Source organism: Priestia endophytica DSM 13796 (genome assembly GCF_900115845.1).
Classification (GTDB): domain Bacteria; phylum Bacillota; class Bacilli; order Bacillales; family Bacillaceae_H; genus Bacillus_I; species Bacillus_I endophytica.
Genome location: NZ_FOXX01000009.1, coordinates 88,789 through 112,711 on the forward strand (window position 1 = coordinate 88,789; position 23,923 = coordinate 112,711).

At 35.5% G+C, this 23,923-nt stretch carries 27 protein-coding genes; 8 read left to right on the forward strand and 19 right to left on the reverse strand.

Annotated features, from left to right (window positions below; all coding sequences use genetic code 11):
• Positions 1–76 precede the first annotated feature (76 nt).
• The 8 genes from BM012_RS27095 to BM012_RS16905 form a co-directional block, all read right to left on the reverse strand.
• Complete coding sequence (locus BM012_RS27095) at positions 77–202, reverse strand: hypothetical protein (protein WP_268801494.1); 126 nt, start codon at positions 200–202, stop codon at positions 77–79.
• Between the two features lie 380 nt (positions 203–582).
• Positions 583–1,863 (reverse strand): class II D-tagatose-bisphosphate aldolase non-catalytic subunit, encoded by a 1,281-nt coding sequence (locus BM012_RS16870; protein ID WP_061805814.1) that lies wholly within the window; start codon positions 1,861–1,863, stop codon positions 583–585.
• A gap of 20 nt (positions 1,864–1,883) precedes the next feature.
• A complete protein-coding gene (locus BM012_RS16875; protein ID WP_061805815.1) occupies positions 1,884–2,198 on the reverse strand; it encodes a PTS fructose-like transporter subunit IIB in 315 nt (104 codons plus the stop codon).
• Between the two features lie 20 nt (positions 2,199–2,218).
• Positions 2,219–3,274 carry a PTS fructose transporter subunit EIIC gene (locus BM012_RS16880; RefSeq protein ID WP_061805816.1) on the reverse strand — a complete coding sequence of 352 codons (1,056 nt, stop codon included), beginning with the start codon at positions 3,272–3,274 and terminating at the stop codon, positions 2,219–2,221.
• A 32-nt stretch (positions 3,275–3,306) separates the two neighbouring features.
• Positions 3,307–3,750, reverse strand: a complete 444-nt coding sequence (locus BM012_RS16885; protein ID WP_061805817.1) for a PTS sugar transporter subunit IIA — start codon at positions 3,748–3,750, stop codon at positions 3,307–3,309.
• Entirely contained in the window at positions 3,743–5,662 is a 1,920-nt protein-coding gene (locus BM012_RS16890; RefSeq protein WP_061805818.1) for a BglG family transcription antiterminator, read from the reverse strand. The genes BM012_RS16885 and BM012_RS16890 overlap by 8 nt, the downstream gene beginning before the upstream one ends.
• 203 nt (positions 5,663–5,865) lie before the next feature.
• Complete coding sequence (locus BM012_RS16900) at positions 5,866–6,852, reverse strand: ABC transporter permease (protein WP_061805820.1); 987 nt, start codon at positions 6,850–6,852, stop codon at positions 5,866–5,868.
• A gap of 300 nt (positions 6,853–7,152) precedes the next feature.
• Positions 7,153–7,359 (reverse strand): hypothetical protein, encoded by a 207-nt coding sequence (locus BM012_RS16905; RefSeq protein WP_061805821.1) that lies wholly within the window; start codon positions 7,357–7,359, stop codon positions 7,153–7,155.
• Positions 7,360–7,579: 220 nt separating this feature from the next.
• On the opposite strand from BM012_RS16905, the gene BM012_RS26495 reads away from it, so the two are divergent.
• Positions 7,580–7,750: a hypothetical protein gene (locus tag BM012_RS26495; protein WP_167360150.1), complete on the forward strand. Its 171-nt coding sequence runs from the start codon at positions 7,580–7,582 to the stop codon at positions 7,748–7,750.
• A 106-nt stretch (positions 7,751–7,856) separates the two neighbouring features.
• On the opposite strand, the gene BM012_RS16910 is transcribed toward BM012_RS26495, so the two are convergent.
• The gene (locus BM012_RS16910) at positions 7,857–9,359 is read right to left on the reverse strand and encodes a malate:quinone oxidoreductase (protein WP_061805822.1); all 1,503 of its coding nucleotides are present in this window, start codon (positions 9,357–9,359) and stop codon (positions 7,857–7,859) included.
• Positions 9,360–9,712: 353 nt separating this feature from the next.
• Positions 9,713–10,138, reverse strand: coding sequence for an ASCH domain-containing protein (locus BM012_RS16915; protein WP_061805823.1), 426 nt, complete (start codon positions 10,136–10,138; stop codon positions 9,713–9,715).
• A gap of 430 nt (positions 10,139–10,568) precedes the next feature.
• Between BM012_RS16915 and BM012_RS16920 the strand changes: the two genes are divergently transcribed.
• The 3 genes from BM012_RS16920 to BM012_RS26140 all read left to right on the forward strand — a co-directional run bounded on the left by BM012_RS16920 (position 10,569) and on the right by BM012_RS26140 (position 13,392).
• Positions 10,569–11,639 (forward strand): DUF3900 domain-containing protein, encoded by a 1,071-nt coding sequence (locus BM012_RS16920; RefSeq protein WP_061805824.1) that lies wholly within the window; start codon positions 10,569–10,571, stop codon positions 11,637–11,639.
• Positions 11,640–12,009: 370 nt separating this feature from the next.
• Positions 12,010–12,210, forward strand: a complete 201-nt coding sequence (locus BM012_RS16925; protein WP_019394549.1) for a cold-shock protein — start codon at positions 12,010–12,012, stop codon at positions 12,208–12,210.
• 1,035 nt (positions 12,211–13,245) lie between these two features.
• On the forward strand, positions 13,246–13,392 hold the full coding sequence (locus BM012_RS26140) for a BH0509 family protein (RefSeq protein ID WP_139210367.1): 147 nt from the start codon (positions 13,246–13,248) through the stop codon (positions 13,390–13,392).
• Positions 13,393–13,545: 153 nt separating this feature from the next.
• On the opposite strand, the gene BM012_RS16930 is transcribed toward BM012_RS26140, so the two are convergent.
• From BM012_RS16930 to BM012_RS26500, 6 genes are all read right to left on the reverse strand, one after another.
• Positions 13,546–14,529 carry a tRNA dihydrouridine synthase gene (locus BM012_RS16930; RefSeq protein ID WP_061805825.1) on the reverse strand — a complete coding sequence of 328 codons (984 nt, stop codon included), beginning with the start codon at positions 14,527–14,529 and terminating at the stop codon, positions 13,546–13,548.
• A gap of 454 nt (positions 14,530–14,983) precedes the next feature.
• Complete coding sequence (locus BM012_RS16935) at positions 14,984–16,831, reverse strand: PDDEXK-like family protein (RefSeq protein WP_061805826.1); 1,848 nt, start codon at positions 16,829–16,831, stop codon at positions 14,984–14,986.
• 356 nt (positions 16,832–17,187) lie between these two features.
• Positions 17,188–17,679 (reverse strand): SMI1/KNR4 family protein, encoded by a 492-nt coding sequence (locus BM012_RS16940; protein ID WP_082802644.1) that lies wholly within the window; start codon positions 17,677–17,679, stop codon positions 17,188–17,190.
• A 40-nt stretch (positions 17,680–17,719) separates the two neighbouring features.
• Complete coding sequence (locus tag BM012_RS16945; protein WP_061805827.1) at positions 17,720–18,109, reverse strand: immunity 22 family protein; 390 nt, start codon at positions 18,107–18,109, stop codon at positions 17,720–17,722.
• Between the two features lie 82 nt (positions 18,110–18,191).
• Positions 18,192–18,671 carry a hypothetical protein gene (locus BM012_RS16950; RefSeq protein ID WP_061805828.1) on the reverse strand — a complete coding sequence of 160 codons (480 nt, stop codon included), beginning with the start codon at positions 18,669–18,671 and terminating at the stop codon, positions 18,192–18,194.
• A gap of 226 nt (positions 18,672–18,897) precedes the next feature.
• Positions 18,898–19,287, reverse strand: coding sequence for a DUF5412 family protein (locus BM012_RS26500; protein ID WP_235606198.1), 390 nt, complete (start codon positions 19,285–19,287; stop codon positions 18,898–18,900).
• 315 nt (positions 19,288–19,602) lie between these two features.
• On the opposite strand from BM012_RS26500, the gene BM012_RS26505 reads away from it, so the two are divergent.
• From BM012_RS26505 to BM012_RS16965, 3 genes are all read left to right on the forward strand, one after another.
• Positions 19,603–19,770 carry a hypothetical protein gene (locus tag BM012_RS26505; RefSeq protein ID WP_161939331.1) on the forward strand — a complete coding sequence of 56 codons (168 nt, stop codon included), beginning with the start codon at positions 19,603–19,605 and terminating at the stop codon, positions 19,768–19,770.
• Positions 19,771–19,906: 136 nt separating this feature from the next.
• Entirely contained in the window at positions 19,907–20,119 is a 213-nt protein-coding gene (locus BM012_RS16960; RefSeq protein ID WP_061805829.1) for a helix-turn-helix transcriptional regulator, read from the forward strand.
• A complete protein-coding gene (locus BM012_RS16965; RefSeq protein ID WP_061805830.1) occupies positions 20,119–20,532 on the forward strand; it encodes a hypothetical protein in 414 nt (137 codons plus the stop codon). Before BM012_RS16960 ends, BM012_RS16965 begins: the two co-directional genes overlap by 1 nt.
• A 73-nt stretch (positions 20,533–20,605) precedes the next feature.
• Here the strand turns inward: BM012_RS16965 and BM012_RS16970 are convergent, their stop codons facing one another.
• Positions 20,606–20,797 (reverse strand): antitoxin VbhA family protein, encoded by a 192-nt coding sequence (locus tag BM012_RS16970; RefSeq protein WP_061805831.1) that lies wholly within the window; start codon positions 20,795–20,797, stop codon positions 20,606–20,608.
• 337 nt (positions 20,798–21,134) lie between these two features.
• Between BM012_RS16970 and BM012_RS16975 the strand changes: the two genes are divergently transcribed.
• Positions 21,135–22,643 carry an AMP-binding protein gene (locus BM012_RS16975; protein ID WP_061805938.1) on the forward strand — a complete coding sequence of 503 codons (1,509 nt, stop codon included), beginning with the start codon at positions 21,135–21,137 and terminating at the stop codon, positions 22,641–22,643.
• Positions 22,644–22,799: 156 nt separating this feature from the next.
• On the opposite strand, the gene BM012_RS16980 is transcribed toward BM012_RS16975, so the two are convergent.
• Complete coding sequence (locus BM012_RS16980) at positions 22,800–23,342, reverse strand: hypothetical protein (protein WP_061805832.1); 543 nt, start codon at positions 23,340–23,342, stop codon at positions 22,800–22,802.
• Between the two features lie 125 nt (positions 23,343–23,467).
• The gene (locus tag BM012_RS16985; RefSeq protein ID WP_061805833.1) at positions 23,468–23,662 is read right to left on the reverse strand and encodes a hypothetical protein; all 195 of its coding nucleotides are present in this window, start codon (positions 23,660–23,662) and stop codon (positions 23,468–23,470) included.
• Between the last annotated feature and the right edge of the window lie 261 nt (positions 23,663–23,923).

The window sequence follows — 23,923 nt, forward strand, 5'->3', positions numbered from 1 at the left end:
CCTTGTAAAATATAGAAGCCGAGATTTCTTTTATCATCTCGACTTCACTGGTGTTATGTATTAAGAGTACAGGTTTTTACCATCCCCAATCAGCTTTTAATCCTTGGATAAATCCGCTGATAAAGTTAGGGACTTCAAAGATAGCAAGATACGCAAGTAGAGTGATTACAATTGTAGTTTTAAGCGTATTATATTTTGTCATATATGTCATCTTCTTAGCTATTTCCCCTTCCAATTATAACATATTTTTCAATAAGGCTTTTTGAGGAATACTATCTTTTAAGAGGATTAACTTTACCAAGGAGCATCAGTTCAAGTGTACATAGTAATGAGCAAATGGTATAAGACAATTCCTGATTTCAATATATATGCTGTAGGAATAGAGGTACATACTGACAGGATCTATTATGGATTTTCTATAAGAAATTAATATTATACGAATAAAAAAAGTAAACCCATTTCACATCTCACAAAAGGATTTCCTAAAACCATGAATTTTAAAATACGCATGCTTCTTCTATCTATAGAAAAGAAACAGAGACTAATTTTTAAGTCTCCGTTTCTTTAAACCTTATTTTCCCTCTATTGCTTCACAGCTTCCATCTCTTTAATACGCGTTGTCGACCCTTCAAGGTTATAGCATTCAATATACGTATTTAAAGACCGCTTAATTCGATCTACTACAAATCGATCACCATCAATATTGTTTTCCTTCAAGTTATAAAAGAGTTGTTGTATTCCTTCTTTCACTTCTTCATTATTAAATGTATAGTGCCCTGCAATATCTAAAATTTCCTCAGCAAGGTTTTCATCTTTAAAAATCTCGTCTACTGTTGCATCCTTTTGTTCACCAACCATCCATTTTCTCCATCGTTCACTTTTAATCGCATGTTCTAACAGGATGTTTCGGATATTAGATGTTTCTTTAATAAGTCCTTCTTCTTTTAACTTTTCCTCCACTTTACTTAACGACAAGTAAGCTCTCGTTTCTTCTGTTCCATATTGAGGAGCAACGTTTGTTGCTGTGATTTGAGCTGGTAGGTGTGCTAGGAGAACATCATCCTCAATGTAGTCTCCATTATGTTCCTTCAAACCAACTCCGTACTTTTTAGCCACTCCAGCTAAATCTTTTGCATTTGAAAAGTTAAACGTTCCAACGTTTTCCGTTTTCTTTACAAGCGTACCTGTCTGCCCCACAATAAACGTTGGCTTTGGCAATCCTTTTCGCTCTAATTCATTTGTAAGTTCCATGATAAAAGATTCATATGTTTCAGTAGATGTTAACCCGCCGTTTGTTTCTTCTGTTCCAACTTCGTAGCCAATTTCAGGGAGGTTCCTTTTTTTCCTTTCTTGCTCACAATATTCAATAAGCTCAACCGTTCGTTTCAAAACCGTCTCGAGTGGAATAACTTTTCCCATTTCAAAAGGATCTTTCGTAGGATCAATGTGAAGTAAATCAAAACCAGCTTCAATATCTGCTACATACGATTTCTTCCCAAGTTCCATTGCTGTTTCTTCATCTAAATGATCGTTTCTTTCTTTATCTCGCTGCCATGGACCACCATGATCTCGGCATACATAATACAGACCGTTAAAGCCAACTTGTTCAGCTGTTGAACGGATAGCTTTCATAAACGTTTGTTGATTCCATCCGTTCACATATCCTCCTCCAAGCTCCTCGGCGTCTACTTGGTTTCGGCTTGCAATAAATAAAAGGGGAAAATCTTTTTCTTTAGCAAGTTCAAAACTTGCGCGAAGCAAACGACCTGACATTGGCCCAATACCTAACAATGTAGACCCTTTTCCTTCTTCTTGTAAGTCTAGCAAAATATCTACCGCTTTTTTAATTGGTAATTTAGTCATCTTTTACACTCCCCTATTTATTATTGTTCCTGAAGCTTTTGTTCTAACTTTTTAACGATAAGGTCTGCTTTTCTAATCGCATTTCCTGCTGTAACGCGCACAATTTGTTTTCCGCTAAATCGTTCTTCTCCTTTAATCGAAACATCTTTGGTAAGAATCACAAAGTCTGCTCCTTCAATATCTGTTTGTGCGATTTCACCTTCGATTCCTACAGAACCTTGTGTTTCAACAGAAATGGTGTGCCCCCCTTCTTTAAATGCTTTTTCTAACGCTTCAGCAGCAAGATACGTGTGAGCAACTCCCGTTGGACAAGATGTAACAGCAACAATTTTCATTTCTTAATCACTCCTTTTTATTAATCAAACTCTAATTCAAAATCATCATCTTCTTTATATACAGATTGCTTTGTTGTACTTTCGACGCTTTGTTTCAAGAGCCCAACCATACAAGTTGTAACAGCTGTTCCTACAATAATGGCGATAATATAGCTTAATCGTCCTTCAACTACAGGTAAGACAATAAGTCCACCCCATGGAGCGAAATTAGATGCCCCAAGAAGCAAAGAAGTGACAGCTCCTGCTGCTCCTCCTACCATAATGGAGGAAATCACTCTTAAAGGATCAGCTGCGGCAAATGGAATGGCTCCTTCTGTAATACCAATGGCGCCCATAATATAAGCTGCTTTTCCTGCTTCACGTTCTTCGACGTTAAATTTGTTTTTAAATAAAGTAGAAGCAAGAGCTAATCCAAGCGGTGGCGTACACCCGGCAACGGCTACAGCTGCTAGGAGCTGTGGATACGTATCCATTACGGCTACGGCGAAAAAGAAAGCCGTTTTATTAAAAGGACCTCCCATATCAAATGCCATCATTGCTCCTAAAATAATCCCTAGCATAATTTTGGAGCTGTCTTGCATGCCGAGTAGCCATTCGCTCAAAGCTTCCATCAAGTTTGCAACAGGTTGACCAATAAACAGGACTACAATCATCCCTGAGATAAACGTTCCTAAGAGAGGAATAATAAAGATCGGTATAACAGTTGCAACTGTTTTGGGTCCTTTAATTTTCTTTAAATAGTAAACAACAATTCCTGCCACAATCCCCGCGACCATTCCACCGAGAAAGCCGCCTCCTAGCTCATACGCAAGATACGCAGAAATAATCCCAGGGCCTAACCCTGCTCTGTCTACCATTGAGTACGCAATGAACCCACCTAATATGGCCACATAAAGGGACAAACCTGCTGTACCAACTTGGGCGAGTGCTCCTAAAAACCCTTTCTCAGGTACAGAGGCTTGCCCTGAAAGCATTACAGAAATGGCTAACAGTACACCTCCTGCAACCGTAAACGGAATCATATAAGAAACACCTGTCAAAAGGTGTTTTTTCATATTTTTCATTAACTCCACCATAATCATCTGCCCCCATTGCTCTTAGTATCTCTTTAGCTTTGAACAGCTTCCGTTAGTAAGCCGTATAGCTCTTCTTTAGAAGAGGCTTTCAGCAAGCTTAAACGGAATTCTTCATCAATTAACTTTCGGCTAATGTTTGCTAAGATTTTTAAATGAACGGTTCCTTCCTGCTCTTTTGGAACACCTATAAGGAAGACTAACTTTATTTCCTCTTCATTGTTATCCCACTGAATGAACGGCTGTGGACGAGCAAAAGCAACAAAAGGTATTTTCACACTTTCTGATTTGCCATGAGGGATAGCGACCGAAAAGCCAATCGCTGTTGAACATTCTTCCTCCCTTTTTAAAACAGACTGCATATAGTGAGAAACCTGGCTTACTTTCCCTAATTCATTAGCTTTTTGAGACAGAGAATAAATTAGCTCTTCTTTATTTTTAAATGCTTCATCTACAACAAGCAGCTCTTTTTCAATCATCCTCTTTTCCTCCTAAAATGTGCAAAATATCGTCTTCACAGCTCGCACGTTCCATCATTTGTAATATTCTTTTAGAATCCAACACTTGATAAAGCTCTCGTAGGATTGGTCTCATACTTTGCTTGTTTTCTACTTTCAAGACGATAAAAAACACAATGGAAACTTCACTTCTCCCCCACCTAATTGGCTCTTTGAGGATGACAACGGAAATACAAGACTTTTGTACAAACTGATTTTCTCCGTGAGGAATGGCCACTTTGTTTCCTAAATCTGTTGAAGCCTTCTGCTCCCGATTTTTCACAGATTCATAGAATTGATCTGTCACGTAGCCTCTTTTTTGTAGACTTGCTGAGACAAATTCAATTACTTCATCTTTACTTGTCATGTCTAGGTTGGTAAAAATCAAGTTGCGGTCAATAGCGTGAAGGAGCTTTTCATGTTGATGTCTAATTTGGTTTTCGTTTTGAAAAATATAATCAAGATAAAAACTATTAAGCTTTTTAGCATCGTTAACATCCATCATCGGAGAAACTAACACAACTTTCTTATTTATATCTTGAAGAGGTATTGTGGAGATGATGAAATCAATATCCAATGCTTCTACATTTACATCTAAAAGCTCTCTATAGGAATAGATAGCGGTTACATAAATTTGGGGAACCATTCGTTTAATCCGGTTAGCAATCAGCTGTGACGTCCCAACTCCACCAGGACATACGACAATCACCTTTTTAATGCTAACGTTTCGTTCAAGGGCAGCTTGAAAGTGAATCATGAGAAAACTGACTTCGTGATCATTCAGCTTTAACCCCGTTTCTTTTTCAATAAAGGATCCTAAAAACCATGTAAATCCAAACATCGCTGAATAGTTTTCTTTAATATCATCCAAAAGTGGATTTTGTACAATTAACCCGTGTTTTAATCTGTATAACATCGGTTTCAGGTGAATAAGAAGCCCATTGTATAATGTTTCATCATGAATGTTAGTTTCAAATGCTTCATTTGCCATCGTGCACAATTCTGCTACAAGCTTCTTTAAAATATCTTGATAGTAAAGTTCAACATTTATTCCAACATGACTTAAGCGAGCTCCTAAAATACTGGTATTTAAATATTGAATTTCTGACTGAGGAATTTCTGTGATGGATAATGAACTAAAAAGATGAAGAGCTTTCTGCACAACTCCATACGTACGCAGAGCATGAAATTCTTCTAACCTCAAGTCTTCTGAAGATGCGACTGTAAAACCATTTGAGATGCGGCTTAGCATAACTGCAACAATCCTTGTTAAATGCTCATAATATTCTTCGTTAAATTTGTAGCCAAGTTCTTCTTCAATGTACTGAATGATACACTGTGATTCTTTCATATCTAGAACCTCTACGGCTGTTTCATCATTATGTTCCATTATGCCGTCTTTAAATAAGGAACAAAGAGCTGTGCGAATATCTTCTTCATTCCCTTTAATTTCTGTCCCAACATTCGATTTGACAAGAGATAAATTAAATGGTGCTAACCACTCTTTAATACATACAAGATCATTGGTAATTGAGCTTATACTTACAAAATATTTCTCTGCTAGCTTTCTATAGCTGGTAGCGGTTTCATTATAAAGTAGAGAAAGAAGGATTTCTTGTCGTCTTCCTTCAATAGATTCTTTTCTAGTCTCTTCATTCTCTAAGTCATAAAGCAATTTTTCATTATCTTCTCCAACAAGTTTAATCCCAACGCCTGATTTTTTCGTCACTTTTGAAGAAAAAGCTTCTAGAAATCGATCAATAGCTTTCAAATCATTATGAAGCGTACGGCTCGAAACTTCGAGCTCCTTAGCAAACGATCCAACAGATCGATACTTCTTGCTTACAATCAATTTCTTCAACAGCATTTTTTGACGAGAAACTAACTCACTCACTTTGATCAACCCCAATCCGGATTGGTTATTCTTATAATAGCACTGTTGAAGCCTGTTGCATGTACCAAACATTTGCAAGGTAGTTGTTGAAAAAATGAAACAGCAAAAAAGAGCCATGTTGAAAACAACATGACTCTTAAAATATTCTTTATCATACCTATAGAGATTGTTTCAGTCTCAGCTACAGTGTCCATCTTTCCTTGTTATCCACCGTGGCGACGCTGATATCGACCACCTTCTATATTTTTCCGGCGGCTTCGTTCTCCGGGCGCTTCTTCTTCTCTGTCATATTTATTCGCTCTTCTTTCTTCATCATAATCCATATATCGTTCCTCTGCTCTTCTTCTCTCATCATAATCCATATATCGTTCCTCTGCTCTTCTTCTCTCATCATAATCCACGTATTGTTCGTCTGTTCTTCTTCTCTCATCATAATCCATGTATCGTTCGTCTGTTCTTCTTCTCTCACCATAAGCAAGGTATGATTCCTCTGCTCTTCTTCCCTTATCATAAGCAGGGTATGGTTCCTTTGAAACAGCAGCTTCTCTTCTCAAACTTCTCAAAGGATTCTTGAATAGTTTCAGTTTCTCTCCCCATCCTTGACCTTTTGCTCCATAACTTTCTCGAGGACGATCGTAAGAAGAATGGCTTTGAGAGTCCTTTTCCCCTTTTTTCAAGAATAAGCTCATTAGCCCCCCCACAATTAACAGAAACAAAGCAACAAGGAGAAGTAAAAGGGAAGTTTCTCTCCATATAGTTGTTGAATAAATTGAAAACAATTTATCTACCAATGAAGGCTTTGTTTGGAAACTTTCTTTAATATTTAAACACCATCCAATAGTCAAAATGGCTGTTGGATAAGTAGAATTTAATTTATACTTATGAGCTACAAAACCAAACGCTAAACCTACAATTACACCTAATAAGATGCCTAAAAGAAAGTATCCTATCCCAAAGCCAAGCAATAGCCAAATTGCACTATTACGGCTAAGGTACTCTCTTTTTACTCTCCGTTTCTTTTTTTCTCCTGATATCATAACCATTAACACCATATATCCGACAAAAAACCAAGCTGTTTCATTGATTGGATTATCTCTATTCATAAAGAAGGCTGCAGCTAGCGTAAGAACATACGGTAACCCAAGCCACAGTAACACTTTGTCCAGTGGTCTCATCCAACTTACAAACATTTTATTTTTCTCTCCCTTCACCAATTCACCAAGGGAAACCTTCTCCCTTGGATAGCGAAATTAATTCCTAGACATATTACGAATGAACGCTCCTATTAGTTTCAATTTATTTGTTGAAAAATAAGTATTTTTGACTTTTCTTAGGTGTGTTAAGAAGGTCGCGTTTTGAACGGGAATGCTAATGAAAAATGTTATTTTAGTTATACACCATTAATTTCTCTCCTGTGATCCATATTATCATAATAAAAGTCGAGATATCTATAGACCTCGACTTTTACCCTTTATATACAAAATTATGTATTAAAACCCTCGACTGTGCCAACTACCGCTATGCATTCCATCAATAAACCCGTGTACAAAATCAGGGAGTTGGAATATAGCAAGGTAAGCAATGATGGTTAGTGTGATGGCTATTTTTAGGAAATCGTATTTTGTCAATGGTGTCACCTTTTCAGTTGATCTAGTTCTTTTGCCTTTTTCAATATTAATATATGATATATTTTCCATTTAATCAATACCTATTTCCACTAGATTATGCATACAAAAAGAAGCCTTTCTCCATAATTGAATTGTTAACAAATCGCTTAGAATATAACAATATAATTAGTGGTTACGAAAACCCTTTAGATCTCTGTTAACTATGTTTTTATTCCTAAATCAATTTAATTCCTCTCAAAGCACTCTTCCTTTACAATAAAAAAAGAAACTCAAGAAATGAGGAAAGGGCATGAGATGCGGATCAAAATGTTTCATTGTTGAAATAGAAGTCGGAGGAGAAAAACAAACGAAGTCAGTAACGGCTAGAACGCCAATAGAAGCTAGAAAAACGATTAGAGGAGCTTACGGAACAGAAGCTCCTATTTTATCGGTTATTGAAGATAAAAAGAAGAACCTTTGATTAAAAACCAAAGGTTCTCATTCTCTCCGTACTCTATTATCTATGTAACTATGAATTCCTATACCATAAAGACAATTATTCTCTAACATACTAGAGAAAACTCCTATCAACTATAAACAGGTCCTCTTTCACTCAATCCAAGCGCCTTCGCCGTTGAAGTATGAATCTCTTTGAAAAGCTTTGGATTCTCTGCTAATGATAAGCCATATGACGGAACCATTTCCTTAATCTTTGGTTCCCAAGCATTTATTTCATCTGGGAAGCATCTTTTAATAACCTCAAGCATAACATGAACAGCGGTAGAGGCTCCTGGTGAAGCACCAAGCAATGCCGCAATTGAGCCGTCCGCAGCACTAACAACTTCCGTACCAAACTGAAGAGTTCCTTTGCCACCTGCTTCAGTGTCTTTAATCACTTGAACGCGCTGACCTGCTACAACTAGTTCCCAGTCTTCGCTTTTCGCCTCTGGAATAAACTCGCGTAGTGATTCCATGCGTTTTTCTTTTGATAACATAACTTGCCCAATTAAATATTTTGTGAGCGACATTTCTTTTACACCTGCTGCTAACATTGTTAACACATTATTTGGTTTCACAGAAGTAATCAAATCAAACATTGAGCCATTTTTTAAGAACTTTGGTGAGAACCCAGCAAATGGTCCAAACAGCAATGACTTTTTGTTGTTGATATAACGTGTATCAAGATGTGGAACAGACATTGGAGGCGCGCCAACTGGAGCTTTTCCGTACACTTTCGCATGATGCTTTTCCACAACTTCCGGATTGTTACAGACCATAAATAGTCCGCTTACAGGGAATCCCCCGATGCCTTTCCCTTCAGGGATACCTGATTTTTGGAGTAAGTGAAGACTTCCTCCACCACCGCCGATAAAGACAAATTTAGCGTTATGGCGTTCTGTTTTACCGCTTTCCATATTTTGAACTTTTACTTCCCATGAACCATCTTTTTTACGATTAATATCTTCTACACCATGTTTATACTTCACATGAACGTTTTGATTTTTTAAATGGTCGAATAGAATGCGTGTTAATGCTCCAAAGTTTACATCTGTTCCAGAATCAATCTTTGTCGCTGCAATTGGTTCTGTTGATGTGCGGCCTTCCATAATTAACGGAATCCACTTTTCGAGCTCTTCAGGATTATCAGAAAATTCCATCCCTTCAAATAGAGGATTTTTCGTCATAGCGTCGAAACGTTTCTTTAAGAATTCCACGTTTCTTCCTCCTTGCACAAGGCTCATATGAGGTAATGGCATGATAAATTCCTGTGGATTTTTAATTAAACTTTTTTTCACAAGATAAGACCAAAACTGTCTTGAAATTTGAAATTGTTCATTAATACGAATTGCTTTACTAATATCTATTGAACCATCCGGTTTTTCGGATGTGTAATTAAGCTCACAAAGTGCCGCATGTCCTGTTCCAGCATTATTCCATTCATTAGAACTTTCTTCCCCTGTTTTTGCGAGCTTTTCAAATACTTTAATATTCCAACCTGGCGCTAACTCTTTTAGTATTGACCCCAATGTTGCACTCATGATACCAGCACCGATTAAAATAACGTCTGTTTGTTCCTGTCTGTTATTCATAATACCCTTCCTTATCCCCTTGTATTTGCAAAAAAGATGCAGTGACTCCCACCCAGGAATCACAAAACCCAAGCGCGACCTCGGAATACATCTTTCTTGTCTCGATGAAAACTTCCCCATATTTTATTATAGTAATTAACAGGTTAAAATATCCACCGTTATCTGATAATTATAAACTATTTAAAGGTTTAAAAAAAGGGTGAAAATGTATTCACTATAACTATTATTTGATGCAACTCTCTAAATCTTTATCCCTATTACTTATCTAACAACCTTTATTCCCCTTATTATTAAGGTTTTAGATGTGTTTTTTATAAAGTCCATGATTATCTTATAAGTACTATGAATATTATTTATAAATCATATTCCCATAACCCAAGCCGACCTTTCGCTGGAATAAAGTTGTCCAACATTTTCATCCCTTCCACTTCCCAAGCATAATATCCAACTTCAAAATCGCCTAAGAAATAGTCGTCTTCTGATACAATTCTTCCGTCTTCTAAAATGGCCCACGTTTCGTTATCTTCAACAACCTTCAAACAGTTTTTAAGCTCGCATACCGCAATAATCATTCCAGTCGGAAGATTTTTTGTTGTGTAGCCTTGTGTATCCAGAAGTGAACTGATGGCTATACGGTTACAGGCTTCCTTATTTATTTTCTTACTTGTGTGAATGGCTAGGGGTCCACGGTAATTTGTTTTCCATGATCTTGTCTCATATGTAGCTTCTCTTAGGACAAAAAGATTTGCCCAAGGTTGAATCATTGATAAAACTTTCATTTAATAGCCTCCAAAGGGTGAAATTCCACTTTTTCTATAGAGTTTCCTTATGGAGCCACATTATAAGTACAGCAAGAAGACTTAAAGGAAAAAAAGCGGAGAAGTTCTAAAAATTATGAAGATAACTGATATATATAAGGTAATTAAGGCCTTGGCCCACTCATTCCTTTTCTTAAGCACAGGATTAATTGAACCAGCTCTTTCAAGTATTCTAGGTATAGTTTTAATTTGTTAAATCAAATGTTCTACACCTCTTATGTACTATCCCTTTGTTCAAAAAGAGGTGATTATAGAATAGTTTTATTAACTCTTATATGCCTGAAGAAGAAATGGTGACAGAAAGCGATCTCGTCATTTTTCAAGCGTTGACGCCCGCTCCCCTCTTTCTTTATACTGAAGTAACCGATTAAAAAGAAACAAGGTGACCCAGATGGATTTTAAAATTAACTTTTTATCATTTTACGTAATACAAGTAGAAGAAAAAGAAGAACAAGCATCTAAACAGTACAAGCATTTTCAAACACTTGATACGGAAGAATATGAGGAAAGCCCAATTAAAGATTTTTTAGACGGCGAGTTCAAGAAAATTGTAAAACGCAAAGTAGATCGACACCCAAAAGCTGAACAAGTCCCAACAAAGCTCGGCTATTTTATTGTTGAGCCAGGACATGATCTTGATTCAAATCCAAATTATAATTTATTTCACCGCACTCGTTTTGCTACTACGAAAGAGGAATTTGAAGAAAACACCGAACAGTTTATTAATGCATATCTTGATACAGCTGCCGTTCGCGGAGGAGCATTTCTAGTTGTATCTGCTGTTCCAAGAAAATATTTTGATCATGCTTTTGTTTTTATTTTAAAGTGTGACTTCGAGCCGAAAGTAGCTTCCATTTCAGATGAATCTACTCTTATTCGTCATGTTGAAATGGCGATTACGACAAAAAATATGAAGTCGATTCAATATCCATATATGCCTGAAGAAGGTATGGTCGAAGAAGGTGAGCTTGTTATCCACCAAGCTTCACATGCCCGCTATTTTGAAGACTTCTTAAAGTTCATCGACTACAACGAGCCAATGCCTGAAGTGATGAAAACGCAAGTAATGGATATGGTGCGTGAACACGTCAGTGAGACGTTTGAAGCTGAAAGTGAAGAACATCAGCAGTTTGAATCAGATATGGAGCTGTGGGCAACTAGTGAAAAGCGGGAGCTGCAAGAACGATTAGATACCCATCAGGTCATGGAAGCGGCCGCTCATATTGTGGAGCATACGCCTGAAGCGGAGTTAAAAATGAAGCTTGGAGAGACAGAGATTAAGGGATTGCTGGCTGATTTCGGGGAGAATATTCATTTAGCGAAAGTGAATGGCCGTTATGTAGCGATTGTGGAAGCCGAATCCATTTTGTTTGAAAAAGGCGCTTCTCCAATTGAGTTTCATAAGCCGGATGATTTGCATGGGATTATTGAGAAAATCAACAATAAGCGATGGGAAGATTAAGGTTTATAAATTGTAAAGCAAGTTAACAACACTGTGTTTATGTGGTTTTTGAACATTTTGATAACCGCAATTGAGAAGATTCAAATCCCCCCACAACTCACATCTTTGCAGATATGTTTTTCGAGGCCCTTACGCATATTAAATAGTAAACTGTTCAAGATCCACTTGATAAAAATCTTCTTTTATTTTTGAAAATATTTAGCGCTTATTACTTAATTTTCATCTTTACTTGCAATCCCTGATTGTTTCTGTTACATTTAAGAAGAATTATTTTTGTTCGGCGAAGATTGATAAGTTAACAACTTTCGTCTGAAGATTTGAGCAGGAATAGTAACACAATGTGTGCATAGCACACGAGGAGGCAACAATAATGGAACAAGGTAAAGTAAAGTGGTTTAACGCAGACAAAGGTTTTGGATTTATCGAACGTGAAAATGGAGACGATGTATTCGTACATTTCTCAGCAATCCAAGGCGAAGGCTTCAAATCTTTAGACGAAGGTCAAGCTGTAACTTTTGAAGTAGAACAAGGTCAACGCGGACCTCAAGCTACTAACGTTCAAAAAGCGTAATTAACCCAAACATACAAACAGATTCTACTCGTAGAGTCTGTTTTTTATTTTCCTCAAAATTTAAAAACATAATAAAAACCCTATTCACGAATGAATAGGGAATATCGAAACAAGAATAGTAATTGGTAAAGCAAATGGTAAACTCAGTATAGCATAGTATCCTTGTAATACCTAATTTTTTTACTATTTAGTGTTTTTCTATAGGCAATTCAATAAAATCATTCTTTCTTGAGCTTCTCTTTATAATAGCAAGAGGATATTTTATGTATTATTTATTAAATGAAACATCAACCTTCTCCTTTAATAGCCTCCAACCCTTGAAATTCTACTTTTTGTGTAGAGTTTTCTAAAAGGATAATATTATAAGCAAAGTAAAAATCATTTATGTACCTTTATAATAGTTAATATAAGAATTTAGTGTAAATGAATTTGTGATCCCTGAATTTCAGCTGCATGGTTAGTTTAAATAGTTTATTTTATAACTGTTCGCTTTAAATAAAGCTAGCTAACTCTTAGGTAAAAAACAACCTGGAAAATCTACGTTTTTGCTATAAGAAAAGCCTGTACGGCTCAAGAACTTTCCCTATGGACGATTGGTTTCCGCAATTGTCCACTACAAAATAATGAGAAATTTTCCAAATAGAGACTAAATTGTCACAGACTACTTCCTGAAAAACTCCTTTTAGTCCCCTCTCTCAGCTAGAATTTCCCTCCCCCTACTTGCGCTGACTCCCTAAACTTTCGCTGGTCAACCTCGAAAAGCAGCATAATCCTCACTTTTTTGTATCCAACTTATTGAATCGAATCCATAACCCTTAACAAAACATAGGCTTTTGCCATTCGATCTTGCCTCTTTAACCTCTTCAAAGGGCGTAGATCAGTAACACTTCTAATTTCTATATCATTTTCTGAAGAATCATCTCAAATTGATATTGGTTTAATCTCAATTTGAGATGTATAATAAAAACAAGAAAAAGAAAACGCTTTCAAAACTTAAACACTTTGTTACTTTTCATACTATAAGGAGGATTTAAAATGAGCCAAGCTGAAAGAAATTCAAAAGCACAGAAATTAATTGAGCAACAAAAATTTAATGAGAGAGAAATTTCTAATATGACAGATCCACAAATTGAATATTATCACTGGCTCTATTTTGATGATTCTGTTTATGATTATATGTAACTCAAATATAAAATGAGAAAAAGCGGGAAACCATTGATCATTCAAGGTTTCCCGCTTTTATTTTTATTACTTTTACAAATCATTTTTTGCAAACTTGTTCTTTAGCAAGGAGGTGAACGTCCTACTTCGCTTTTACTTTGAATGGGGACACTTCTACTGTTCTCCTATTACATCAAGATTCTTTGACTCAAAGTGATCAAGCAATGCACGCACTTCATCTGTTGACTCTGTGCTCATTAATTGATTTCTTAATTCACTTGCCCCTCTGAATCCACGAACATATATCTTAAAAAAGCGATGAAGCGCCTTAAACGGACGTAGCCCTAAGCTTGAATATTTATCATGGAGATCCAGATGCAACCTTAAGAGATCAAGCAATTCCTTACTACTATGATCTTTCGGCTCCTTTTCAAAGGCAAATGGATTGCTGAAAATACCACGCCCAATCATCACTCCATCAATACCATATTGTTGAGCGAGCTTTAAGCCAGTTTGACGGTCAGGGATATCCCCATTGATTGTCAACAGTGTATCTGGTGCCACCTCGTCACGAAGTTTCTTAATCTCTGGGATTAGCTCCCAATGAGCATCTACTTTGCTCATTTCCTGTCTTGTACGCAGATGAATGGAAAGATTGACAATGTCTTGTTTCAAGATGTGTGTTAGCCAGTCGCGCCATTCGTCTACATCTGTGTACCCAAGCCTTGTTTTGACACTTACGGGCAATCCTCCTGCTTTTGCTGCTTGTATTAAATCTGCCGCAACTTCCGGACGAAGGATAAGGCCACTTCCCTTCCCGTTCTTTGTTACGTTAGGTACAGGACAGCCCATATTGATATCTATACCCTTATAGCCTAGCTCCGCCATACCAATACTCATTTGGCGAAAATATTCAGGCTTGTCCCCCCATATATGGGCTACAATTGGTTGTTCATCTTCTGTAAAAGTCAAACGTCCACGCACACTTTGCATCCCATCTGGGTGACAATAACTCTCCGTGTTTGTAAACTCTGTAAAAAACACATCAGGTCTAGCTGCCTCACTCACTACATGACGAAAAACAACATCCGTCACCTCTTCCATTGGTGCTAGTATAAAGAAAGGTCGTGGCAAATCACGCCAAAAATTGTCTTTCATATTTCAATTCCAATCCTCTCACTACGGGATACGGGGCCAACCCGCTATCCTAAAATTAAAAAGCAAGATGTCCTTGCTTCTTTTACACTTATACCATATTTAATCACTTTTTATCAATCTGATTGAACTGTTTATCTTAACAAAGTCGGGGTTTGGATAGGAAATGTTTATTTTAACTTCGCAATCTTTGTAAAACTAAAATATCTCCTGCTAAAATTCACCCCATCAACTAGCATTTCACTGTTCGAGTTAAAATAAAGTTTTGCTAAAAATACGGAAAAGAAAATTGGAAGAACACTGGATTGACAAGGGTTAAACAATAAAAAGAACCCGAAATCGCAAAAGTACTTTTTAACGAAATCAGGATCAAAATGGCAAATGTTTATTTTAACTAGCAAGAGCATTTTTTAATTAGGCAGCTGCAATTACAAATCCGTCACGATTTCAACATCGTCTACCCCAAACTTTTAATTATCGTTAAAAGATTTCGGTTCTCAACCTGTCCAAATAACCCCTCCATTGCTTGATACACTTCCTCTACATCTTCCCAATTATTTATGACTGTGCTGTCTGAAAAAACACGCGTATATCTAGCTGTAGGCTGTTTTGATTTCACAGAAAAACTTACTCCCATTTCCTCGAGCTGCTTCACAATTAACAACCGTTTCTCTACAACTAAAGGTCCTAATTCTAAAATTAATTTTAGGCGGCCATCCTTTAATCGTTCAAACCAGTAAGTGAAAGTACTGTCATGCCACCACCATTTCATGCGTGTTGGACCATATACTTTCTCAAGGTCTCTAAAGACTGGAACAAGAAATGAAGAGTTATAATTCTGTATTTTATAATATTCTTCAGAAATCCCTCGATTCAGCACAAATTTAATAAAAGCATCCCTTGGGATCATTCGTTGTTTTGACCTAGTATCTAGAATGCTTTCTTCTATAAAGTCAACTTCGTAACAATCTTGCTCTTTCTCCTTTAAGTTTTCTATAGTAGCTGCAATTTGTGCTAATAACTCATTAAAACTGTCATTGTTATATAACTTTTCCATTCCCTCTACAATCTTTTGTTTATTAGCCCAATCATCTATAGATGTTAATTCAGTGTAAATTTTAGTATACTTTTTCCCTTCTAATTTTGCAGAAGTACGGAAAAACACGCCTTGATCTTCAAGAACATTTAACAACTGCAGACGATTTTCATAAGGAACTGGACCTACCTCTACATTAATCTTTAAGTAATCATTCCAAGTTCGCTCAAACCAAATGATTAAACCAGATCCTAGCCAATACTCTGCTTCCGGTTTCCCTACTATATCCTCAAAATCTAGCCACTCTGGAAGAATGAAGTTAGGAACTCTTATATGGGCATTATAAACTTCTTCAGGGAGTTCTTCTATATGAGCAAATTTTAGAAATGCTTGACGTAAAACATTACTTCCAATAGTGAAAATATAATCTATTGTCTTTTTCTTTTTTTCATAAATGCGTTTTAAAGCAGATTGTTCATTCACTGATAAATCATTAATCCCATTGTATAATTCTTTAAACCGTGGTTGTTTACGAAGCTCCTGATGTTGGCTTACAAATAAAAGATCAATAGCTTTTTGATTCATTTGATACACTTTAAGTGCCATTTCTATTGATTCATTATCTTCAACTAGTTCTTCACGTAAGATAGCTGTATAGTAGCTAAGGAAATCATAGATATTATCCGCTATTACTTCATGATTTAACTCTAAATGCTGAGTGATAATATCCATTACATCATAGTAATCTAAAGACCAATAATCAGGATGTGAAGGTGCATCACTTGCTATTGTAAGGTATACAGGTACTATCGTGTAATCACTATACTGAGTTTTTACGTAGTCCAAGTAATCCTTTAGCTGATTCTCTGACTCTGAAGCGTGGAACTTATTTTCTATAATAAGAACTACTTTGAGTGCAGGAAGTTCTACTAACAGATCAATAAAGCGCCCTGTAGATGTTTTTACTTCACGATAAACTACTGCATCTGTTAAAGAAGAATAGAGAAATGGTAAGTAATCTATAGTTTCTAACTTTTCTTCATTCTCACTTCTTGTAATTAAACGCGATAATAGTTTTTTTATAAAAAAACTCCCAAACTGATGATTTTCATCTGGATCTATTAACCACCCTAAAACATTTGAGTGGCGAATTTCAAACTGGCTCACCCTTAGTACCTTTAGAGGGTTAAATTGATGAAACTTCTTATGTAAATTTGCAAATTCCGTTGAGTGTTCAAGTTGTGCAATTGATTCGAATGTGTAACTCATGTGTAATCCCCCGGTCAGAAACTCGCAAACTAAAGCTATTTTATCGTTTTAATTTTTAATAATCTATTTATTATCCTCATTTATCATATCTTACAAAATAAAATTTTTGTACTCTTTATAATTCAATATTTTTAAAAAATGTATTTATAGCATAAAACTATAGAAAATTTTAATCTCTACGCTGGCAGCGTAGAAGTCAGGGGGTTAATCCCCTTATATTTCTATAAACAGTAGCAGCTAAAACCTTGATAAATCAAGCTTTTTTCTATATAATATGCTATTTGTTTTTTAGTGGTACAGATTTTCTGGGGACACATTGGGGACAATTGGATCTATAAAGGGATTTAGAAGTAATTTTATGATTCTAGATCTCTTTTTTCATTATTAGTGAATAACTTAATTAATTTCTTATAATTTATCATTTTTTCCCAGTTGTTAATTACTTCTTGGAAGCTGTCTTGTAAATATTCATTAAAAGTTGTATATCTTTCTATTTCCTCTTTGGTTATACCACTCCATCGAATAACTTTATATTCCTCTACTGTGCTTAGGCAGTAGACAAACTCATCAACATTTTCTATTACAATATATTTTTTAGGTAAACTCTGTTTTCTACGCCGCTCTGTTTGTTCAATAACAGATGAGCCATCTGCTTCTCCCTCAACACCAAGTATATCAACTCCACAAATGCCTCCAGAACCATATTTTTTAACGTATTCTCTATATTGTGGTGGAAAATTCACTTCTAACCCAATTTCTTCCTCTATTAGGGCCTCTTCAGAAGCTTCTCCAAAAAAATCTTTATCTTCCTCGTATCCACTTATCATTTGTAAAATTTTATTATTCATAGACTAGCCACCTCATTCTGGAAGTTACAAATTGTAAGAGTTATTCATACGGTACAGTACCAATAAATTTCATCTCTATATTTTTAGATTTGTCTTCACTTTTTACTTCACTATATTTAAAATTATAAAGCACAATAACAGAATTAATATCGTGTGATAAACTCTCGCTATTTATTAATTCTTTTATTCTAGGGATAAATTGTTCACTATAAGAAAAATCACTTAAAATATCTTCTATATTATTTTGAGGATCTTCGTTAAAACAAATTTCAATGTTATCTTCATCATAATAGCCAAATTCAAAGTTCGTACCAAACTTCGAGTCTATTGCATCTCCATCTTTTGTATATCCTATATCAACATATTCCTCAAGATTTTGAAATGATTCAGAAACTCCAAACCACACGGAAACCATTCCATAAAACTCCATATTATCACTCCCACTTTTTAAGAAAATGGTTTGCATATTCTTTACTATGTATTCGCTATTTTAGAATACCACTATAATCTTATTAAGAACCAATGGAAACCTTTTCTTCAAACGATATCCCAAGATAACGGTACTTTATATAAACTGTATGGATTGCTTTATTATGCAGGGCACTAATTCCATAAATCTCATAATTTTTGTTATCCACATCCTTCTCTCGCTCAGAGAAAGATGTTTTAGTTGGAATAGTTACATTCTTTATATTTGTGAATCCAAACTCTCTTGCTTCTTTACTATGGAAATCTTCAGTTATGACCAATCCTTTGAAATCGTTACTAACCTGCACCTTAGCTTCTACAGGTTTTTCATTATTGTTGACCGAGACATTTAATATCTTCATTTTGCTAAACCCTGTGTTGCCAATTCCGACAACAACAGATTTTTGACTTTGACTCATACCAAGTGTATTTATTTCTATAGGCGGATTAAACTTTATAAAGCTATAGAAACCAACAGCAGCTATTACTATAACCAATGCAAAAATCCATCGTTTCTTTTTCAAGTCGTACTCTCCCTTCAAACTTATCTAGAATTTTATACATTAACTTGCTATCCAAGTTTCCCCTTCTATATTTCTTGCCAGCAAATCTTCTAATTAAGGTAACGTTCTTATAAAAAATATAAAAACAGCCACTCTATCGAGAAAAGGCTGTTTTTGTTATTCCATTCTCCCCAATAATTAACGAAGGTGAAAGCATATATTAGCCCATTCACTTCAAAACTTCTAATCACTCAGAATATGTTTCTCCTTTTTTTAAGTCCAAAATATGATTGTTTATCGAGAACGTATGATTATTTATCCACTTCACATCAGCATGATCCATTCTATAATCGTCGTAAACTGTTTTCTCAAACCATAGTGGACCATCTAATTTACCTAGGACACCAAACGATGTTGTGGCTCCGCCATTGGTAAGATAAAATTCTATTTTGTAGTTGTTATTAGGGGAATGGGTTGTTTTAAACAAGTCCTCTGAGACAAAAAACACACGAAGTGCCACAAGAAAAAGAATGAGAAGAAGTAATGATGAGAAAATAAAAGTAAATAAACTTCTTAATCTTGATCGTTTATTCGTTTCATCTTCAAATCCGAACAGCCCTAAAATTAAGGCTACCAAGGTAAATATCCAAAGAATATAAACAGGCGGAGCTACTGACCAATCTGAAAAAACTAAGCTCAATGAAAATATTAAACATATTAAACATAAATAAAAAGACCATAAATTGTATCTTCTTGCCATAAAAACTTCCTTTCGTTATATTACCTTATTCAATACTCATTTTCCCTAGCTAAACAAACTTTTGTATATATAATACCATAAAAGTAAATTTTACCCTTCAGTAATATAGTTATAGTCTTTACAATTAACCTCCTGCACTTTTTATTACAAACAATTCCTCCCTTTTTTAAGCATAAAAAAGGAGTTGGCGTAATGCCTTGCCTTGTAATTGAGAAAATGACTTTATTAGGAACTTTACGTTTTGCTAGAAATGATGTTGTTGAAGCAGCTACTGTTTTTATTGGAGCGACATTGAATGCTACTGCTCTTGTATTAGCTGTAAAACAACAGAAACAGAAAGAGTCTGAGCAAACTACATAACTTCTTCACAAAAGAGACTTCGGTCTCTTTTTTATCTTCCATAGGTAAAGTTAACTTTACTTTATGTAAATATATGTTTACTAATTGTAACAAAATGGTATAATTCATTTATAAGAAAAAAGCAGGAGGCCTGCCTGTGTTAATAAATAGAGTGAGAGAATATCGAGTAGTACGCGATATTACACAAAGAGAGTTAGCTGCAGCTGTTTTAATCACTCGTCAATCTCTAATTGCGATTGAGAAACAGAAATTTAATCCGAGTTTGGAACTTGCTTTAAGGCTTTGTAAATTCTTTGATTGTAAAGTAGAAGATCTTTTTGAGTTAGTTGATGTGGAGGAGGATAAATAATGAAGAAAGCATTCAACTTAATCGGAACTTTTGCAGCAATATTTATTTGTACTCAAATATTTACTTACTTCGAAATGAACGGATATACGTGGAACAAGAGTGATTTTATAGATCTACTTCTTTGGTCTTTTGGCGTTATGATTGCTTATAGTGCTCTTGTTTTTTTATTTCTAAGCATTAAAAAACCAAGCTCCAAATCAAAAGAACCTGATAGTGATGAGAGAACGGAAAAGATGCACTTTAAGTTTACAGGTTTTCTTTTTATTATTTCTAATGGTATCCTGTTAATTGGTTCAATGCTCATAAAATTCACAGGCCAAAGCGCTATTCCAATAGATTATATTACTTTTTTTGCTTTTATCGTCCTATTCATTAATCTTTTTTTAGCTCCTATAGTCATTAAAAAACTATAAAAAACAAGGAAGCGCCGCTCCCTTGTTTTTTATGTTCTTTTATAGGAGTAATTATTATGCCCTGCTCTCCTCTCTATCCTATATCAAGATTTTCCCCGTGCATCTCCATCACCATTTTTTTAAATTCTTCCTCTGTAATTTCCCCCGTAAATCTCCGATGAATGAGTTCAACTTTTTCATCTGTAAACTCCAAGCCTTCCACTGCAAAATTTGCTTTTACGTTCCCCATTGCCCGATCAAAATCAAAGTTTTTATTTATATTCACTCATCATTCCCCCTTATCAAAATATATGTATATCGTATCTCTTCTACATTCTAATATTTCCCATTTAAAAGGAAAAGGGCTATTTACAGCCTCTCTTTAATTTCATAAAGTTTTGCTTGGGTTTTCATTTCTCTTCTTTCTCCGAGGAGGTAAAACTAACTTTCTTTATTATAAAACTTGTAACCAAGATACTTTTTTCGCATTTTCCCCCGCATTCCTATGACCTTTCTCTCGCTTCACAATCCAAACCTTGTTGAGAACGTAAGAAACAGGTATGATAGAGCCTGGAGTAAATACATATGATATAAGAAAAGCAGTTATTGTGGAGGGGTTTATTGTGGTTTTAGAGATACCAGAGAGAATTAATTTGTACAAAGAGCTGAGGACACAGGCAAAGAAAAATCCGAAGAAAGTCATTTTAGAGGATTTAAACGGTGCTTTAACATATAAGAAAGTTTTATTAAGCGTAAATGTTTTAAGCCAGAAGATTTTACAAGCAACAAATGGAGAAGAAAGGGTTGGTCTTTTCCTACCGAACGTTACAGGGCAAGCCATTGCGCTCTTTTCCCTGTTTAAAAACGGGCAAGTTCCGTGTATCTTGAATTTTTCAATGGGTGCGCAAAGCTTGTTGGATTGTATTGAGACAACTTCTTTGAAAACGGTAATTACCTCAAAAACATTTATCAAAGTGGCTGGACTTAGTATGGTTATTGAAGAAATGGAAAAGAAAGTACATATTATTTACGTGGAAGATTTAAAAGACAATCTTGCGCTTTCACATAAAATCAAAGGGTTTCTCGAAACGAAAATATCTTGCCCTGTAAAAGCTTCCAAAGAAGAAGTGATTCTGTTTACATCAGGGACTGAAAACAAGCCAAAAGGTGTTGTTTTGTCACATCGAAATGTATACGCGAACATCAAGCAAGCGCTCGAAGTGATTGACATTACGGAAGACGATAAGATTTTCAATCCCCTTCCACTCTTTCATTCTTTCGGGATGACGGTGTGCATTATTTTACCGCTTATTTTCAATGTAAAAGCGTTTCTTTATCCGTCACCGCTTCATTATAAAGAAATTCCGAAAATGATTAAGAAACATAAGAGCACGATTACGATTGCGACCAATACGTTTTTTGATCAGTATGCGAAATATGCGGAGCCGGACGATTTTGCCTCATTGAAGTATGTGGTCGCTGGTGGTGAAAAGCTCAAAGAAGACGTGTTTGAAACGTATAAAAAGAAGTTCTCAATTGAAATTCTGCAAGGCTATGGAGCAACCGAAACGTCTCCAATTATTGCGCTAAACACGCCAACATATAATAAATTCGGCAGTGTTGGAAAGATTCTTCCGTTAATGGATGCCAAAATTGAGAAAGTTGAAGGCATTACAGAAGGCGGAAACTTGCTTGTGAAAGGGCCTAACGTTATGAAAGGCTATATGATTCATAATGAAGGCTTTATTCCGAGCAGCGAATGGTACAATACAGGCGATATTGCGAAAATTGATGAGGAAGGTTATCTTCATATCCTCTCTCGCTTAAAACGTTTCTCCAAAATCGCTGGTGAAATGGTATCGCTCAACGGAGTTGAGGATCTAGCCTTCCAATGTTTTGGCGACTCTAATTTCTATGCGGTCAGCGTTCAGGATAAGCGAAAAGGAGAAAAAATTATTCTCTATACTACAGTTCAGGATGTTGACAGTAAGGAGCTGCGAAAGTTTATTAAAAGTAAGAAAGTCTCTTCTCTATATATACCGAGTCAAATTCATACGATTGATTCAGTACCGCTGCTTGGGAGCGGGAAGGCGGATTATCGGAAGTTGGAAGAGATGGCGGCTAAGCTGTAAGATAGCTTAAAAAACTAAATGAAATCCCTCACTGGTTGTCTTTTGACTAGTGAGGGATTTCATTTAGCTTTATTCTCGTTGACTTATGTAGAAATGTTTTGAGTCTTAAAGAGAAAAGGGACTCTAAAATTAGAGTCCCTTTTTCTCTTTATTTTATTAATGTGTTGCTTCCTTCTTTTGAAATCCAATAAATAAGAAGCAAGTCATCAATGCTACCGCAGCAACAATCATAACACCCATAAAGCCTAAAGCAGCCATAAATACATCTTCTCCAGGATAAGAAGGTTTTAAAGTGATGTATTCATATAACCCATACATACCTAATAGGACATAGAAGCTACTTCCGATACTAGCCATTGTGAGTCGACTTTTCTTAGAACCAACCCAAGCTGCACTAAATGTTGCCCATGCCAAGATGCATGATAGTGTCCCTAATCCAAAAATCACAATATGAAGATAAGGAATATAGATTTCTGTAATCATAAGTGTAAAGATCAAAAGAGCCACAATAGCTGTCATCAGAGTATTCCATAGAAACAATACAATGCCGCTTGAATATGGATTATGAAACCAAGATTTTTGTTGTAGACTCTTTACCAATTTACTTTCTTGTTTTACCAAAGAAAGAACTTTTCGTCTAAAGACTAATAAAAGCATAATTCCAATCATGCCTAGTAAAAAAATCGAGCTAATACCCAATTTCATCACCATCCTAAATATAATTTGATGATACTTGGTATATGTACTAACTAACACTAAGGAAAGTATTATAATCAATGTTAAAATATACCACAAACATATAATAACATAAAAGGAGGAACAATTTAATCTGTTCCTCCCTTTTTTAATTTATTAATATCTACTATAAAGCGATAAATAACATACAAAACTATATAACCCGCTATAATCCATCTACTAGTTGAACGGGATAGTTCCATAGGACCCCAAACAAAAAGAAATAAGGCAAGAAGAATCCCTACTAGAGCAAATATAAGCTTTTCTATAGCTTTTGGATTCAAACCCTATTACCCCCTTTTAGATACAGAGATACTTATTTACTTTCTCTCGTTTCCTATTACCTTATCTTTCAAACTAGCCTCTTTCCTTATGAAACAGTATCTAAAATTCATGAAAAACCTGTTAAGTATCATATACTAATAGTAGCAATACTTTTCCAAATATGTTGGAGCCTCTAAATATACTTATCGATTAACAAATGATGATGGATTAAGAGGAAGAGGAACTTCTAAAAACCGATATTCTGTTGCTTCATAAACATA